This window comes from Enterococcus sp. DIV0755f, from assembly GCF_051713725.1.
Taxonomy (GTDB): Bacteria; Bacillota; Bacilli; order Lactobacillales; family Enterococcaceae; genus Enterococcus_D; species Enterococcus_D casseliflavus.
This window is the reverse complement of the sequence record NZ_JBIOQL010000001.1, coordinates 2,359,954-2,374,780: the sequence shown is the minus strand read 5'-3', so window position 1 is coordinate 2,374,780 and position 14,827 is coordinate 2,359,954. Positions and strand designations below refer to the sequence as shown.

The 14,827-nt window shown below is 40.9% G+C and carries 14 protein-coding genes; 10 read left to right on the top strand and 4 right to left on the bottom strand.

Annotation, left to right across the window (positions count from 1 at the left end):
• Positions 1–181 precede the first annotated feature (181 nt).
• From IGI73_RS10805 to IGI73_RS10770, 8 genes are all read left to right on the top strand, one after another.
• Positions 182–2,656 carry a hydroxymethylglutaryl-CoA reductase, degradative gene (locus tag IGI73_RS10805; RefSeq protein WP_428207061.1) on the top strand — a complete coding sequence of 825 codons (2,475 nt, stop codon included), beginning with the start codon at positions 182–184 and terminating at the stop codon, positions 2,654–2,656.
• A gap of 298 nt (positions 2,657–2,954) precedes the next feature.
• Complete coding sequence (locus IGI73_RS10800; protein WP_428207062.1) at positions 2,955–5,003, top strand: BglG family transcription antiterminator; 2,049 nt, start codon at positions 2,955–2,957, stop codon at positions 5,001–5,003.
• A 10-nt stretch (positions 5,004–5,013) separates the two neighbouring features.
• Positions 5,014–5,631 (top strand): bifunctional 4-hydroxy-2-oxoglutarate aldolase/2-dehydro-3-deoxy-phosphogluconate aldolase, encoded by a 618-nt coding sequence (locus IGI73_RS10795; RefSeq protein ID WP_428207063.1) that lies wholly within the window; start codon positions 5,014–5,016, stop codon positions 5,629–5,631.
• 12 nt (positions 5,632–5,643) lie between these two features.
• A complete protein-coding gene (locus IGI73_RS10790) occupies positions 5,644–6,102 on the top strand; it encodes a PTS sugar transporter subunit IIA (RefSeq protein WP_005229265.1) in 459 nt (152 codons plus the stop codon).
• A 19-nt stretch (positions 6,103–6,121) separates the two neighbouring features.
• Complete coding sequence (locus IGI73_RS10785; protein WP_005229267.1) at positions 6,122–6,400, top strand: PTS sugar transporter subunit IIB; 279 nt, start codon at positions 6,122–6,124, stop codon at positions 6,398–6,400.
• A 21-nt stretch (positions 6,401–6,421) separates the two neighbouring features.
• A complete protein-coding gene (locus tag IGI73_RS10780; RefSeq protein WP_060792349.1) occupies positions 6,422–7,777 on the top strand; it encodes a PTS galactitol transporter subunit IIC in 1,356 nt (451 codons plus the stop codon).
• A gap of 30 nt (positions 7,778–7,807) precedes the next feature.
• Entirely contained in the window at positions 7,808–8,956 is a 1,149-nt protein-coding gene (dgoD, locus tag IGI73_RS10775) for a galactonate dehydratase (protein ID WP_005231910.1), read from the top strand.
• An 18-nt stretch (positions 8,957–8,974) separates the two neighbouring features.
• Positions 8,975–9,469, top strand: a complete 495-nt coding sequence (locus tag IGI73_RS10770) for a hypothetical protein (protein WP_142973571.1) — start codon at positions 8,975–8,977, stop codon at positions 9,467–9,469.
• A gap of 145 nt (positions 9,470–9,614) precedes the next feature.
• Here IGI73_RS10770 and IGI73_RS10765 read toward each other — a convergent pair whose 3' ends face one another.
• The 3 genes from IGI73_RS10765 to IGI73_RS10755 form a co-directional block, all read right to left on the bottom strand.
• Entirely contained in the window at positions 9,615–10,334 is a 720-nt protein-coding gene (locus IGI73_RS10765) for a hypothetical protein (RefSeq protein ID WP_010749217.1), read from the bottom strand.
• Positions 10,335–10,448: 114 nt separating this feature from the next.
• A complete protein-coding gene (locus IGI73_RS10760) occupies positions 10,449–10,730 on the bottom strand; it encodes a hypothetical protein (protein WP_015510084.1) in 282 nt (93 codons plus the stop codon).
• Positions 10,731–10,756: 26 nt separating this feature from the next.
• Positions 10,757–11,602, bottom strand: coding sequence for an aldo/keto reductase (locus IGI73_RS10755; RefSeq protein ID WP_416242385.1), 846 nt, complete (start codon positions 11,600–11,602; stop codon positions 10,757–10,759).
• A gap of 163 nt (positions 11,603–11,765) precedes the next feature.
• On the opposite strand from IGI73_RS10755, the gene IGI73_RS10750 reads away from it, so the two are divergent.
• Entirely contained in the window at positions 11,766–12,770 is a 1,005-nt protein-coding gene (locus IGI73_RS10750; protein WP_005229284.1) for a nucleoid-associated protein, read from the top strand.
• A 191-nt stretch (positions 12,771–12,961) separates the two neighbouring features.
• On the opposite strand, the gene IGI73_RS10745 is transcribed toward IGI73_RS10750, so the two are convergent.
• Entirely contained in the window at positions 12,962–13,321 is a 360-nt protein-coding gene (locus IGI73_RS10745; RefSeq protein WP_270275652.1) for a YxeA family protein, read from the bottom strand.
• A 246-nt stretch (positions 13,322–13,567) separates the two neighbouring features.
• Here IGI73_RS10745 and tuf point away from each other — a divergent pair, with 246 nt between their 5' ends.
• Positions 13,568–14,755 (top strand): elongation factor Tu, encoded by a 1,188-nt coding sequence (gene tuf, locus IGI73_RS10740; protein ID WP_005229289.1) that lies wholly within the window; start codon positions 13,568–13,570, stop codon positions 14,753–14,755.
• Positions 14,756–14,827 lie beyond the last annotated feature (72 nt).

The window sequence follows — 14,827 nt, the reverse complement described above, 5'->3', positions numbered from 1 at the left end:
TTTATGTTCTACATACTTAGTAGGCTACACGTTCTAAGGTATCATATTTTTTGAAAAAAATGAAAAAGAATTGATTAGAATTTAAACTTTATTAAAGAAAGTAGAAAAGGGTGCGACAACCGAATGTGGGGTATTCTTTTTTGGAGGATTTAATGATATATTTCAAGAGGAGGTGACGTACGTGGAAGAAGTTGTCATTATCGACGCACTAAGAACGCCAATTGGCAAATACCATGGGTCATTAAAAGAATATACAGCGGTAGAATTAGGAACAGTCGCTGCAAAAGCCTTGTTGGCAAGAAACCAACAAGCAAAAGAACATATCGCACAAGTGATTATCGGAAATGTGCTACAAGCAGGCAGTGGTCAAAATCCAGGACGCCAAGTTTCCTTGCAAAGTGGGCTTTCCTCAGATATACCAGCCTCAACGATCAACGAAGTATGTGGTTCGGGAATGAAAGCGATTCTAATGGGGATGGAGCAAATTCAATTGAACAAGGCATCCGTCGTATTGACTGGTGGGATTGAAAGTATGACGAATGCGCCGCTCTTTAGTTATTATAACAAGGCGGAAGATCAGTATTCAGCTCCGGTGTCAACAATGATGCATGACGGATTAACAGATGCATTCAGTAGCAAGCCAATGGGACTGACGGCTGAGACGGTAGCAGAAAGATACGGGATCACTCGCAAAGAGCAAGATGAGTTTGCCTACCACTCACAAATGAAAGCTGCCAAAGCGCAAGCAGCAAAGAAATTTGATCAAGAGATCGTGCCGTTGACTGAAAAATCAGGAACCGTTTTACAGGACGAAGGCATTCGCGCCGCTACGACAGTCGAAAAATTAGCTGAATTAAAAACAGTTTTCAAAAAAGACGGTACGGTGACTGCTGGGAACGCCTCAACCATCAATGATGGGGCGGCCATGGTCTTGATCGCGTCAAAAAGCTATTGTGAAGAGCATCAGATTCCTTATCTGGCAGTGATCAAAGAGATCGTCGAAGTCGGTTTCGCCCCAGAGATCATGGGAATCTCACCAATCAAAGCAATCGATACGTTACTGAAAAAGCAAGCACTGACGATTGAAGATATCGGTATTTTTGAGATCAATGAAGCCTTTGCAGCTTCTTCGATCGTAGTAGAACGTGAACTCGGTTTGGATCCGAAGAAAGTCAACCGTTACGGCGGGGGCATTTCACTGGGACATGCCATTGGAGCGACTGGCGCGCGGATCGCAACGACCGTCGCTTATCAGCTAAAAGACACCCAAGAGCGCTATGGAATCGCCTCTTTGTGTGTCGGTGGCGGATTAGGGCTAGCGATGCTGTTAGAAAATCCTTCGGCGACAGCAAGTCAAACGAATTTTGATGAAGAGTCGGCATCAGAAAAAACAGAAAAAAAAAAGTTTTACGCCCTCGCGCCTAATGAACGATTAGCCTTTCTTGAAGCACAAGGAGCGATCACAGCAGCAGAATCCTTGGTTTTTCAAGAAATGACGCTAAACAAGGAAACTGCTAATCACTTGATCGAAAACCAAATCAGTGAAGTAGAGATCCCGTTAGGCGTAGGGCTGAACCTGCAAGTGAATGGCAAAGCATACACTGTCCCGTTAGCCACAGAAGAACCCTCGGTGATCGCAGCGATGAGCAATGGAGCAAAAATGGCTGGGCCCATTACGACGACCAGTCAAGAACGTTTGCTTCGAGGCCAGATCGTCTTTATGGATGTTCAGGATCCGGAAGCGATTTTGGCAAAAGTTGAATCCGAGCAAGCAACGATCTTTGCAGTGGCGAATGAGACGTATCCTTCCATCGTGAAACGCGGCGGTGGATTGCGAAGAGTGATCGGTCGGAACTTCTCGCCAGCAGAATCTGACTTAGCAACCGCTTATGTGTCGATCGATTTAATGGTTGATGTCAAAGATGCGATGGGCGCCAATATCATCAATTCAATTTTAGAAGGAGTGGCAGAGCTTTTTCGCAAATGGTTCCCAGAAGAAGAAATTCTCTTTAGTATTTTAAGCAATCTCGCTACGGAATCGTTAGTAACAGCCACTTGCTCAGTGCCTTTTGACAAATTGAGCAAGACCGGAAATGGCAGACAAGTTGCCGAAAAAATTGTTCATGCAGCTGATTTTGCCAAGATCGATCCATATCGTGCCGCTACCCATAACAAAGGGATCATGAATGGGGTTGAAGCGCTGATTTTGGCTACCGGAAACGACACTCGCGCCGTTTCTGCTGCTTGTCATGGCTATGCTGCCCGTAATGGCCGCATGCAAGGGTTGACTTCCTGGACCATCATAGAAGACCGTTTGATTGGTAGTATCACACTGCCGTTGGCGATCGCCACAGTCGGGGGTGCCACAAAAATATTGCCAAAAGCCCAAGCTGCGTTGGCATTGACTGGTGTTGAAACGGCGAGTGAGTTAGCTTCGCTGGCGGCAAGTGTCGGGTTGGTTCAAAATCTGGCCGCGTTGCGGGCATTGGTTTCAGAAGGTATCCAGCAAGGCCATATGAGCATGCAAGCCCGTTCATTAGCTATTTCAGTTGGAGCAAAAGGAACCGAGATTGAACAGCTGGCAGCTAAGCTGCGAGCTGCGACTCAAATGAACCAAGAGCAAGCCCGTAAATTTTTAACCGAAATACGCAATTAAAAAAGGTTCTCTAGTTTTTAAAACTTTTTATCCTAAACAATAAATGGAAAGGACGAATCCCCTTACTAAAGGGAGTTCGTCCTTTTTTTATTTTGGAGATAATAATGCAATAGATAAAAAATCTCGCTGTACTTTTGCTGATAGAGGACTTTTTTAATTTGTCGGTTCCAAGCAGCGATTTATCAAAAATAGTTTTACTAGGACAAAAAGAAAAAACAACTATGACAAAAAACGCTTTCAATTATACATCTTTTTACGAAGAATCAAAGCTATAATGATTTCATCAGGAGGGAATCAAATGAATGAACGGATCCGAAGAATTCTCACACGATTGGTAAAAAAACCCGAGACAAAGATGGCAGAGTTAACCACATCACTTTCTTTAACAAGAAGACAGATTAATTATTCCATTAAGCAATTTAATGAGGAGTTACTTGAAAACGGTTTGCCTCAAATCAGGCGTAATCATATGGGAGATTTTATTATTCCTTTAGAAGTGTTACGAATGATTTCTCTTGAACAAAATAAAGAAGATTCTTCTGCCATGGTTACAATTTTCTCTGAATATGAGCGGATTGCCATCATGTTAAGTTATTTATGTACTAATACCGATTACATTGGCATGGATCATTTTACACAGCTCTTATCGGTAAGTCGCAATACGATTCAAGAAGATTTAAAGAAAGCGAAGCAGTTTGTTAGCAAATACGCCCTGTCCATTCACTATGATCGTCAAAGCGGTTATCAACTGCAAGGATTGGAAAGGAGAATCTTACAACTGCTCTCTGATTTAATTAAGCAGCATTCATTATTTCGTCTTGATGATATTAAAGGAAAATTGGCACCGACTATTCTCGAAGAAGAGGTTGTTCATTTGATACATAACATGGAGCAATTGCTTCATTTAAGGTATTCAGATGAATCTATTGATTATCTGCAATCAGCTGTAAGAATGACCTTGCAACGTGCAACTTCACCGATTGCTTCAAAAGATGAAATGGTACAAATAGAGATTCGAAAAACTCCAGAATATAAAGTTCTGACTATTTTGCTTCAAGATACACCTTGGCCCAGCATGTCTCCTAACTATCTTTCTTGGCTAGCTCTGCTATTTTTGACATCTAATATTTTTGAACGTAAGACGACTCAAGTATTTGATTCAGATAGTGAATTAAGATGTTTGATCAGTGAAATGGTTACAAGTTTTCAAAACCAAACACTAATTATGATTGAAGATAGAGAGGCATTTGAACGTCGGATTTTGGGCCATCTGCGTCCAGCGTGTTTTCGTATAAAATACAATTTGAGCTTGGGTATGTACTCCCTTGATAGCTTAGTTCAAGATAGCAACCATGCAATTTTGAAGGATCTTATGAAGGAGCTGATTGTTCCCACAGAAAACTGGTTAGGCCGAGCGTTTCCAAATGATGAGTTGGCACTTCTATCTTATTACTTTGGTTTTCAATTAATGAGTCCTCGTCAAATAGCAGCGCAATTACCAAGGGCAGTAGTTGTCTGTGCAAATGGGGTTATGGTTTCAAAACTGATGAGAGAAAATTTAAAAAAACTATTTCCCGAGTTGCATTTTTTAGCTTCATTTTCAGTAAGAGATTTTTATAAATTTGGAACGGATTATGACTTGGTTTTTACAACTACTGCATTAAACAGTGAATTACCGCAATTTATTATTGATCCTATCATGACTTATAAGCAGCAGATCAGTCTGCGATACCGTGTGTTAAAAGAGTTAGGATTAAATGAAGTAGACCGCTCAGTTGATGAGTTGTTTTCGGTGATTCGCACATATGCTCAAGTAAATGATACGAAACAACTAAGGGAAGAGTTAGAGTACTTTTTATTGAAGCAAAAGCAAGATTCACCTTTAGAAAATTTTAAAGCGTTACCATCATTGACTGATTATTTGAAACCCGATTTTATAAGAAGAACGTCAGAGAAGCTAACTTGGCAACAAGCAGTGAAATTTGCTTGCCATCCTTTGTTAGAAAATCAGATGATTACAGAGCTGTTTATTCAAGATTGTTTGGATCAAATCGAAGAACAAGGATACGCTGGGTATTTAGGGAGTCAAACGTGTATCCCGCATACAGCACCACAAAATGGCGTGTTAAAAGACGGGATAAGTCTATTGATTGCTGCTGAGCCAATCGCTTTTCCAAACGGTAAAAAAATCCATTTTATTTATCCATTATCGTTTTATGATTTGACGAAACATTTGAAAGCTGTGAATCAGTTAGCAGATATTAGTAATGATTCTACGTTTTTAAATCGTTTGAAGGAAAGCTCAGATACGAAAACAGCTTATCAGCTAATTAGACAAGTGACTTAGGAGGAAAACGATGAAAGTAGAAGATTACCCACGCTTTACAATTATTATGAGGGGTTACACATATGAACAAGCTTATGCAGTTTTAACGGCAATGAGTGGGCTTGAGAAAGAGTTTGCAGTTGAAATCACATTAAACACTTTAGGGGCTCTAGAACATATCAACAAGTTAAGCAAATTATTTGGTGAAACTATTCTCATTGGGGCAGGAACAGTAAGAACGTTACCTGACGCCCAAAAAGCCGTCGCAGCTGGGGCTCGTTTTTTATTAGGTCCCCATCGTTTTACGAAGCAAATAATGGATTTTGCAAGGAAAGAGCAAGTGCTCTCAGTACCGGCGGCAATGAGCCCTTCTGAGATCAATGAGATGTTTACAGATGGAGCGGATATCGTTAAAGTTTTCCCCGCTGCAGTTGTGACACCACGCTTTTTCTCAGATGTGCAAGCTCCATTGGGCAAGCTACCTTTGATGGGTGTTGGTGGAATTTCGATTTCTAACGCCAAGGAATATTTTGACCATGGAGCGAGTTATCTTGGTTTAGGTTCCAATCTTTTTCAATCGCAAGACTTGCAAGCTGCTGACCCAGCAAAACTAGCGCTATCACTACAGAAATTAGCGACAGAGATTTAAGGAGGAAAACAAATGGAATTGCAACTGAACGAAGAACTAGTATTTCGAAATATAAAAGCAGGCAGTGATAAAGAAGTCCTTGCTTTTTTAGCGAATGAACTATACCAACGAGGCTATGTCAAAGAAGATTATATCGAAGCAATACAGTTACGCGAGTCCGAATATCCAACCGGTTTACCTTCGACACAGCCCGGCGTAGCAATTCCTCATGCAAATTTTGATTTGGTCAATCAAACAACTTTGGCGATTGCAACCTTAGAAACAGCTGTAGGGTTTCGCAATATGGAAGATAATCAAGTCATTTTACCTACTAAAATTGTTATCATGATGGCCATCGGTGAACCGCACGGCCAAGTGGAGATGTTACAAAAGATTGTCAGTATTATTCAAGATGAGCCACTTCGTGAACAAATGACGGCGGCGAATTCGGATCTAAAATTGCTAACATTATTAAAAAAGGCGATAGCCTAAAAAATAGGAGGAAATGAAAATGAAAAGAATTTTAATTGCTTGTGGGAATGGGATTGCGACTTCAACCGTAGTAGCATCAAAAGTGAAGGATTATCTGAATGAACATGGAGTTGAGGCTTCCACAACCCAAACCAAACTGATGGAAGTACCTAGTAAAGTTCAAGACTATGACTTGTTAGTGACAACTGGTCAATTTGAAGGTCAGACTGGTGAAGTTCCTGTGGTAAAGGGAATGCCTATTTTAACGGGAATTGGTTCTGAACAAACTATGGAAGAAATTTTGAATTATTTAAAATAAAAAATTTAAGGAGAAAAAAGAATGAATTATGTAATGAATGTATTCAATTTCTTTATTGACGCTGGTCCTACAGTGATGCTTCCTGTCATTATTACAATTATCGGCATGATTTTCGGTTTGAAAATCTCAAGAGCATTTAAGTCTGGGCTAACACTAGGAATCGGATTTGCAGGGATTCGTCTGATTCTGGATTTTATGACAACCAATGTCGGACCAGCAGCCCGTGCTATGGTAGAGCGGACCGGCGTACAGCTGGATGCCTTGGACGTAGGATGGGGCTCAATCGCGGCGGTTACTTGGGCATCTCCAATTATTGCACTGCTTATATTTGCTATATTGATCGTTAATATCATCTTGTTGGTTCTCAAAAGAACTCAAACGTTGGATGTTGATATTTGGAATTATCATCATATGGCTATTGTTGGTGTAATGGTTTATTTTGTGACTAAGAACGTAGCGTTAGGTGTGGGCGCATCAGTTGTAATGGCAATTGTCACATTTAAAATGTCTGATTGGTCACAGCCTTTGGTTGAAGATTTTTTTGGAATTCCAGGGGTTTCATTACCCACGGTTTCAGCCTTATCTTCTTTAGTAATTGCATGGCCGTTAAACTGGCTTTTAGACCGCATTCCTCTTTTTCGAAATTCCAAATTTACCATTAAGGATGCACAAAAATATTTGGGCTTCTTTGGGGACTCTATGATTATGGGCGGTGTCATAGGTATCGCAATCGGCTTTTTAGCTGGCTATGATATCACTCAGATTCTTCAATTAGGGGTTAGTATGTCTGCTGTCCTTGTTCTGATACCAAAAATGACCTCTCTTTTTATGGAAGGATTAATGCCTATTTCAGACGCAGCGCAAAAATGGTCTCAGAAGAAATTTAAAGGTCGCCGTTTATTTATTGGACTAGATGCAGCGGTTGTTGTGGGCAATCCAGATGTTATAACAACTGCACTGATTATTATTCCTTTAACAATTGCTATGGCTTTGGTCTTACCCGGAAATCGTGTGTTACCATTTGCCGATTTAGCTGTAGTTCCATTTCGAGTAGCAATGGTTGTTGCATTGACTAGAGGAAACTTGCTGAAAAACATTATTATCGGTTTAGTTGTCACAGCCTCTTTGCTTTGGTGTGGAACAGTCACTTCACCTATTCTAACCGAAATAGCCAAACAGGTAGGGATTGATCTTGGGTCCAGTGCCATGCTTATTTCTTCTTTTGCAGCAACTTCAATGATTCAAAGTTACCTGGTTTTCATTGCATTCACCTATGAACCGATGATTGGTATTCCAGTTCTTCTTCTAGGATTTGGCGGTGTATGGTATTTCTTTGAAGGAATCAAAAAAATTAATCGTGAAGCAGCAATTGAATAAAATATTGTCGAAAAAGAGGAGTAGATTGTTTTGAAAATTTCTAAAATTACAGTATATAAAGTAAAACCCCGCTGGATTTTTGTAAAATTGTCAACAGATGAAGGAATCGATGGCTGGGGAGAGATGATTTCTGGAACAAAAACCGAAACAGTTGTTGCAGGAGCTTATGAGGTAGGGGAAAGATTTCTGTTAGGACAAAACCCGTTTGAGATTGAGCGATTGTTCCAAGAAATGCACCGATCTTTCTTTCGTGGCGGTCCCATACATGGAACAATCGTTTCTGGTCTAGAGATGGCTTTGTGGGATATTAAAGGAAAAGCATTGAATGTTCCTATCTACGAACTATTAGGCGGTGCTGCTCGTGACAGAATCAAAGTATATTCTTGGATCGGCGGTGATCGTCCGGATGATGTCGCAGAGCAAGCACAAGATCGTGTTGACCGTGGGTTTACTGCAGTTAAAATGAACGCAACAGAGGAACTGCACTATATTGACTCTTATGTAAAGATAGAGGAAGTGGTGGAACGTGTCGCTTCGATTAGGGAACGCTTTGGTAATAAATTGGATATTGGAATTGATTTCCATGGGAGAGTCCACAAGCCGATGGCAAAAGTTTTAGCTAAGGCATTAGAACCTTATCATCCAATGTTTTTAGAAGAAGTTGTTCTTCCTGAGAATGAGGAACATTTTAAAGAAGTTGCCCAGCTTGTGGCAACGCCTTTAGCCACTGGGGAGAGACTGTATACTCGCTGGCAGTTTAAAACACTTTTTCAGCAAGGAGCAATAGATGTGATCCAGCCTGATGTGGCATTATGTGGAGGGATCATGGAAATGCGAAAAATAGCTGCCATGGCTGAAGCTTATGACGTGGCTGTTGCCCCGCACGCACCATATGGTCCCGTTGCTTTAGCAGCAACACTGCAAGTTGATTCTTGTACCCCAAATGTTTTTATTCAAGAGCAAAGCTTAGGAATCCATTACAATAAAGGCTTTGATCTGTTAGATTTTGTGAAAAACAAAGAAGTATTTCAGTATAAGGATGGCTATGTAGAAATACCAAGTAAGCCCGGTTTAGGGTTGGAGATGGATGAGGATAGAGTTAGAGATATTTCACAAGAAGGGTTGATTTGGACTAACCCTAAATGGAAGAACTATGATGGCACTATTGCAGAATGGTAGTCTGAAAGGAAGTTACTCATGGCGGAAGCAATTATGATCAACTTATTTTTACTCGTTCTGTTAGTGATACAACTCAAAGAGCAGCGCAAAATTCTTTTGCAGGCAAAAGCGAGCTCTATAAAAAAGGCAACTGCTTTCATTCTGTCTGCGCTTCTTTTCGTCATTTTTTGGCCAGATCAGTTGAGTGACCAGTTGAAATTGTTTGCACTGATCGGCTTAGTCTGTTTAGTTGGTTTTTCAAAAGAAGGCTTAGGAGCAGATCAGCTGATCAAACTGGGTGTTTTAAAAGGTGAATATGATCAATATACCGCAATAGAGATTGAACAAACAGTAAATAATCAAACTTTTGTAACCTTTTATAAAAGCAAAAATAGCCGCTTCTCGCTTTTATTTTCAGAGTCACCGCAAATCTTGGCAGAGTACTTTAGTTTATTGAAGAAGGAAGAGAAGCTAGTGTTTAAGGAAGAAGGATTGACGCAAAAGAAGCAAAGGAATACTAAAGTATCCCATTAATTTCGTTTGTGAAGAAGGACAAATTTAATAAATTGTGGTAATTCTTACTGATTTTAAGCAAAGACTAAAAATCAATCAGCTATATTTTTATTCACTATCGTCGGGTTATAAAAAAACTGGGAGAATGAACCATTCTCCCAGTTTTTTATCGTTTCGAAATCGCCGTGTGGGCATACGCCTCGATCAATGGAATGACTTCTAATTTTACTTTGTATTTGCGCTCTAGCGCAGTTTCGATGGTAAAAGTATCACTTTCTGTTTCAGAAATCGTTGCTAGAACACGATCTTCTTTCGGGGAAGCTTCGATCACGATCGTTTCTCCTGAAGATTGTTTGGCAGAAAATTTAGGGAATGCTGCGATTTTTTCAGCAAATGCTGAAAAAGTCATTGTGTTGTCAGCAGTATCAGCCATTGTTTCAGTTGCTTTTTCTACTTCTTTAGTTGATGCAGAGGTAGTCGGTGCAGCCGCTTCAGCTGGTGCTGATTCTTCCTTCACTTTCGCTGGTTCTTTTGCAGGAGCGGGTGCCGTACTTTCTTGCGGATTGGTCGGCAACCAGTAAGCAGCGATCTCATCGACTAAGTTATCGCTGAAACGATCAAGCAAACCAGCTTCTAAGCGTTGGATTCGTTTCACGACGATCTTGAAGTTCTCATCTAAAGGAACAGCGATTTTTTGTTCTTTTGGCGTTTCCTTCAACAATTCAATCAATAATTCCTCTTGGTTTTTAGGATTGATATACACAGTCGTCGGAAGGTCAAACTTATCTGCTGTTTTGCGCTCGATCGCTGTAAACAACTGTTGTCGAGCTGTTTCATAAGACGGGCGGAATTGTTGTTTCAATTTTGCTAATTGTTTCTTTTTCATAATCTTCTCCTCTCGATCACTATCGATTATAAGGAAAATTTGCAGAAAAGAACAGTGATTCTCATGAAAAAATACAAAAAAATTTATATACTTCCTGAAAAAACACCAACGCTGCTAAAAAAGCGGCGCTGGTGTTTCTACTAGATCATTGATTTGATGGTACTTGGGCATCAGGACCAAAAGGTCATTTTCTCCAGTTGCGACTAAGTAGTTTTCCCAAAGAAAAAAGCGTGGTTCCCCAGTAAGTTTCTCGGTCAGCATCTGCTGATAGTCGCTGGTCGTCCATTGACGTGCTGGAAAGTGTTGGACTTTGTCTGGCCAAACGAGAAAAACAAAATCAGCATGTAAGGCTTTTTGAACAGCAGGGGAGAGATGATTCAAATCAGTTTTTTTCATAGGCTTCTCCTTTATAGAGAGTGAAATTAAAACCCTGTCGTATCTGGATTGGTCGCTTTCCCAACCACACCATCTAATTGATCGATCGTTTTCATGTCCTCTTCAGATAGCTCAAAATCAAAGACGTGAATGTTTTCTTCGATCCGACTTGGTGTGACTGATTTTGGTAATGGCAAGAAACCATGTTGTAAAGACCAGCGTAATGCAACTTGAGCGATTGATTTTTGATGCTTTTCAGCTAATGCTTTCATTTCTGGTACATCAAAGATCTTCCCAGTACCTAATGGGCTGTATGCTTCAAGCAATACATCGTGTTCTTGGCAATAAGTCACGACTTCTTCTTGTAACTCGCCAGGTGCAAGGAAAATTTGATTGACCATTGGGAAGATAGTAGCTGTTTTTTTCAATTCTTCAAAATGATGTGGTAAGAAGTTGCTGACGCCGATCGCTTTGATTTTGCCTGCTTGATACAACTCTTCAAAAGCACGCCATGTTTCTGCGTTCGCTGTTTGCCAATTGTCGCGAAAAGCCACTGGATTTGGCCAATGGATCAAGAAAAGATCGATATAGTCTGTTTGTAATTTTTCTAAAGATTCTTCAAAAGAGGACATCACAAGATCATAAGAATGGTTCGCATTCCATAATTTTGTAGTCAAGAAAAGCTCTTCGCGGGGAATGCCGCTTTCTTTGATCGCTTGACCAACACTGGCTTCGTTTTTATAGCCTTGTGCTGTATCAATATGGCGGTAACCTACTTCTAGTGCTTTTTTGACTGATGCTACGGCAACGTCGCCGTCTGGTGTTTGCCATGTGCCAAAGCCTAGCTCAGGGATGGCCACATTGTTTGATAACGTATAGCTGTTCATGTTCATTCCTCCGTTTTCTGTGATACTTCTAGTTTAGCAGACGAGGCAGGAATTTCCAATGATTGCACCTTTTAAAAAGAAAGCGAATGTTGAAGGAAAATGCCGATTCGCTCTTGTCAGTTCGCCTATTTATTTTGTACACTAGACAAATGGATAAGGAGCGTAACCAATGGACATTTATTTGAAACATGCGATTTTACACATTGTGGACCGTCAAACAGGCGATCCAGTTTTTTCTCAAGTTGAACTTGATTTAACAACGGAATACATTCGTGATTATTTGACGAAGAAAATACAGAAACTTGCTACACCGCAAACCAAAACAGGTCGTTTACTCGAAACTTCAACGATCGCTCAATTGGTCAAACAAGCACCAGACGACTTTATCGCAGCCAGTGAAGCGATCGTGCAACGCTGGTATGAAGCGTACAAGGAAAGTGAAGATGCGCCAAGTGCGGATGCGTTTGTCGTCTTATATGAATTAGATACAAGAATGCAGCTGGCTTTTTTGAAGGTCAATTATCAAGATGGCTATACGCATTTTATTGATAATGGGGAGGCTGGGATCGAAAATAATTTGATTTTGCATCGTGCCTTACTAGCTGGTAAAACCCAAAAGGCAGATGAAGGGATCACGATCGATGTGGAGAGCTTAGACTTTGAACTGATTGAAAAGAAATATAGCTTTTCAGGTGAAAAATACGCCTACTTTTCAACAAAAGTCATTGATGCCGAACCGATCCCATCTTTAGAAGAAAATGTCAAAGTCATCAAAAAAGTAGCCGAAAAAATTGGTCAGAAATTTGAAACACCCACCTATAACGTTGTTGCCGATTTGAAAGAAGCGGTCTACGATACGATCGAAGAGTCTGGTCATATCGATGTGAGTGAAGTGGCGCAAAAAGTCTTTAAAGACAATATTACTGCTCAGCTTTCATTTCAAGAAGAAGTGGTTGAAAAAGGATTCGTCAATCAAGCACCGATGATGCGGGATGTTCGTGAGATCTCGGAGAAAAAATTTGGTAAGCAAAAACTAAAATTATCGAATGGAATCGAATTGATCGTTCCTTTGGATGTTTACCGAGATCCGAATTTGATCGAATTTATCAATAACCCCGATGGCACGATTTCCGTAACGATCAAAAATGTAGAAGAAGTGATTAATCGGATGTAACAAGAGCTGTTTTTAAGCAGACGATGGCAAAACAAGTACAAAAAAGCGGCTCTTTGTCAATAATGAAAATGGGGCTGAAGAATCAATTCTGATTCATCAGGCCCATAAATTATAGAGCACAAAAAGCAGGGCGTCCTCATTTAGAAAGAGGACGCCCTGCTTTTTTACAGACGCTTGCTTGATAGCAGCAATTATTGAGGGGTCAACTTTTCAAGAGCCGCTTGAGGAACGTCTTCTTCAGAAACTTCTTCCCAGCTTATAACGCCTTTGTTTGGATTGACCAATAGTTTCAAATAGGCGCCTTCTTTCAAAGGAGCGGAACGGTGTTCCTTCATTTTGACCGTTTTGACGTCACCAGAGGCGCTGTAGGCTGTTTGTGTATAACGATAGATGTTTTCAACGACCCCCTCGTCACTGACTTCGGTATCGTGTTCCCCCGCATCGTTGATAACTGTATAGTAGTCACTTCCACCATAGTAATAATCATAAGTAAGGAAGCAGCCGCCAAGAAAAATTGCTGTAAAAACCAGCGCTGCAATGATTTTCTTCACATTTCTCACCTCATCTTCTATTATTCATAAAAACCAAGCTTGCGTCCAATGGATCACAAAAAGCAAAGAAATTCTTAGGGATTAGCTGCCGAGACCTCTTGCTTGACTTTGACTAATTTTGACCTATAATAAGGATAGATTTAAACTTACAAAAAATAAGTTAATCCTTATCTCTTTGGAAGCGTAAATCGCAAAAATATGATTCGAGTCAACCAACGACTCAACTTTCTCTAGGAGGGAAACAATATGGCAAAACAACATTATGATCGTAGCAAACCCCATGTCAACATCGGAACGATTGGACACGTCGACCATGGGAAAACCACCTTGACTGCTGCAATTACGACAGTTCTTGGGAAAAAAGGGCTTGCCAATCCGCAAGATTACGCAAGTATCGACGCGGCTCCTGAGGAACGCGAACGTGGTATCACAATCAATACTGCTCATGTGGAATATGAAACGGAAAAACGGCACTATGCCCATATCGATGCACCGGGACACGCGGATTATGTGAAAAATATGATTACAGGGGCTGCTCAAATGGACGGCGCAATCTTGGTCGTATCAGCGACAGATGGCCCAATGCCACAAACACGGGAGCATATTTTGCTTTCTCGTCAAGTGGGTGTGAAACATTTGATCGTCTTTTTGAATAAGACGGACCTTGTCGATGATGACGAGTTGATCGATTTAGTTGAAATGGAAGTCAGAGAATTGCTGACTGAATATGATTTTCCTGGCGACGACATTCCTGTGATCAAGGGCTCTGCGTTAAAAGCCTTGGAAGGGGACCCAGATGCTGAAGCAGCGATCTTAACGCTGATGGATACAGTAGATGAATATATCCCAACGCCTGAACGAGATACTGACAAACCATTGTTGTTACCGATCGAAGATGTCTTTTCGATCACAGGACGGGGAACCGTTGCTTCTGGTCGGATCGATCGCGGCATGGTAAAAGTCGGGGATGAAGTAGAAATCGTCGGAATCAAACCTGAAACACAAAAAGCAGTCGTGACAGGGGTAGAAATGTTCCGCAAAACGATGGACTTCGGAGAAGCTGGCGATAACGTAGGGGTATTGTTACGGGGCATCACCCGTGATGAAATTGAACGTGGCCAAGTGTTAGCAAAACCAGGTTCTATCACACCGCATACGAAATTCCAAGCGGAAGTCTATGTGTTGACAAAAGAAGAAGGCGGTCGCCATACCCCATTCTTTAATAACTATCGCCCACAATTTTACTTCCGTACAACGGACGTAACTGGGAATATCGTTTTACCAGAAGGAACGGAAATGGTGATGCCTGGTGACAACGTAACGATCGATGTGGAATTGATCCATCCGATCGCTGTAGAAAATGGAACGACCTTCTCGATTCGTGAAGGTGGACGAACAGTCGGTTCTGGTATTGTTACCACGATCGAAAAATAATGATGAGTGAAACAGTGCTTCCTTTTGAAGAAGCGCTGTTTCCTTTTTCTTGTCGAAAGATCGCCAATCCCT

What these genes read in the sequence shown, in the direction of transcription:
- IGI73_RS10790 (WP_005229265.1), top strand. Translation starts at nt 5,644, where the DNA reads ATGGAATTGCAACTGAACGAAGAACTAGTATTTCGAAATATAAAAGCA.
- IGI73_RS10760 (WP_015510084.1), bottom strand. Translation starts at nt 10,730, where the DNA reads ATGAAAAAAACTGATTTGAATCATCTCTCCCCTGCTGTTCAAAAAGCC.
- tuf (WP_005229289.1), top strand. Translation starts at nt 13,568, where the DNA reads ATGGCAAAACAACATTATGATCGTAGCAAACCCCATGTCAACATCGGA.
- IGI73_RS10755 (WP_416242385.1), bottom strand. Translation starts at nt 11,602, where the DNA reads ATGAACATGAACAGCTATACGTTATCAAACAATGTGGCCATCCCTGAG.
- IGI73_RS10765 (WP_010749217.1), bottom strand. Translation starts at nt 10,334, where the DNA reads ATGAAAAAGAAACAATTAGCAAAATTGAAACAACAATTCCGCCCGTCT.
- IGI73_RS10780 (WP_060792349.1), top strand. Translation starts at nt 6,422, where the DNA reads ATGAATTATGTAATGAATGTATTCAATTTCTTTATTGACGCTGGTCCT.
- IGI73_RS10795 (WP_428207063.1), top strand. Translation starts at nt 5,014, where the DNA reads ATGAAAGTAGAAGATTACCCACGCTTTACAATTATTATGAGGGGTTAC.
- IGI73_RS10800 (WP_428207062.1), top strand. Translation starts at nt 2,955, where the DNA reads ATGAATGAACGGATCCGAAGAATTCTCACACGATTGGTAAAAAAACCC.
- IGI73_RS10785 (WP_005229267.1), top strand. Translation starts at nt 6,122, where the DNA reads ATGAAAAGAATTTTAATTGCTTGTGGGAATGGGATTGCGACTTCAACC.
- IGI73_RS10770 (WP_142973571.1), top strand. Translation starts at nt 8,975, where the DNA reads ATGGCGGAAGCAATTATGATCAACTTATTTTTACTCGTTCTGTTAGTG.
- IGI73_RS10750 (WP_005229284.1), top strand. Translation starts at nt 11,766, where the DNA reads ATGGACATTTATTTGAAACATGCGATTTTACACATTGTGGACCGTCAA.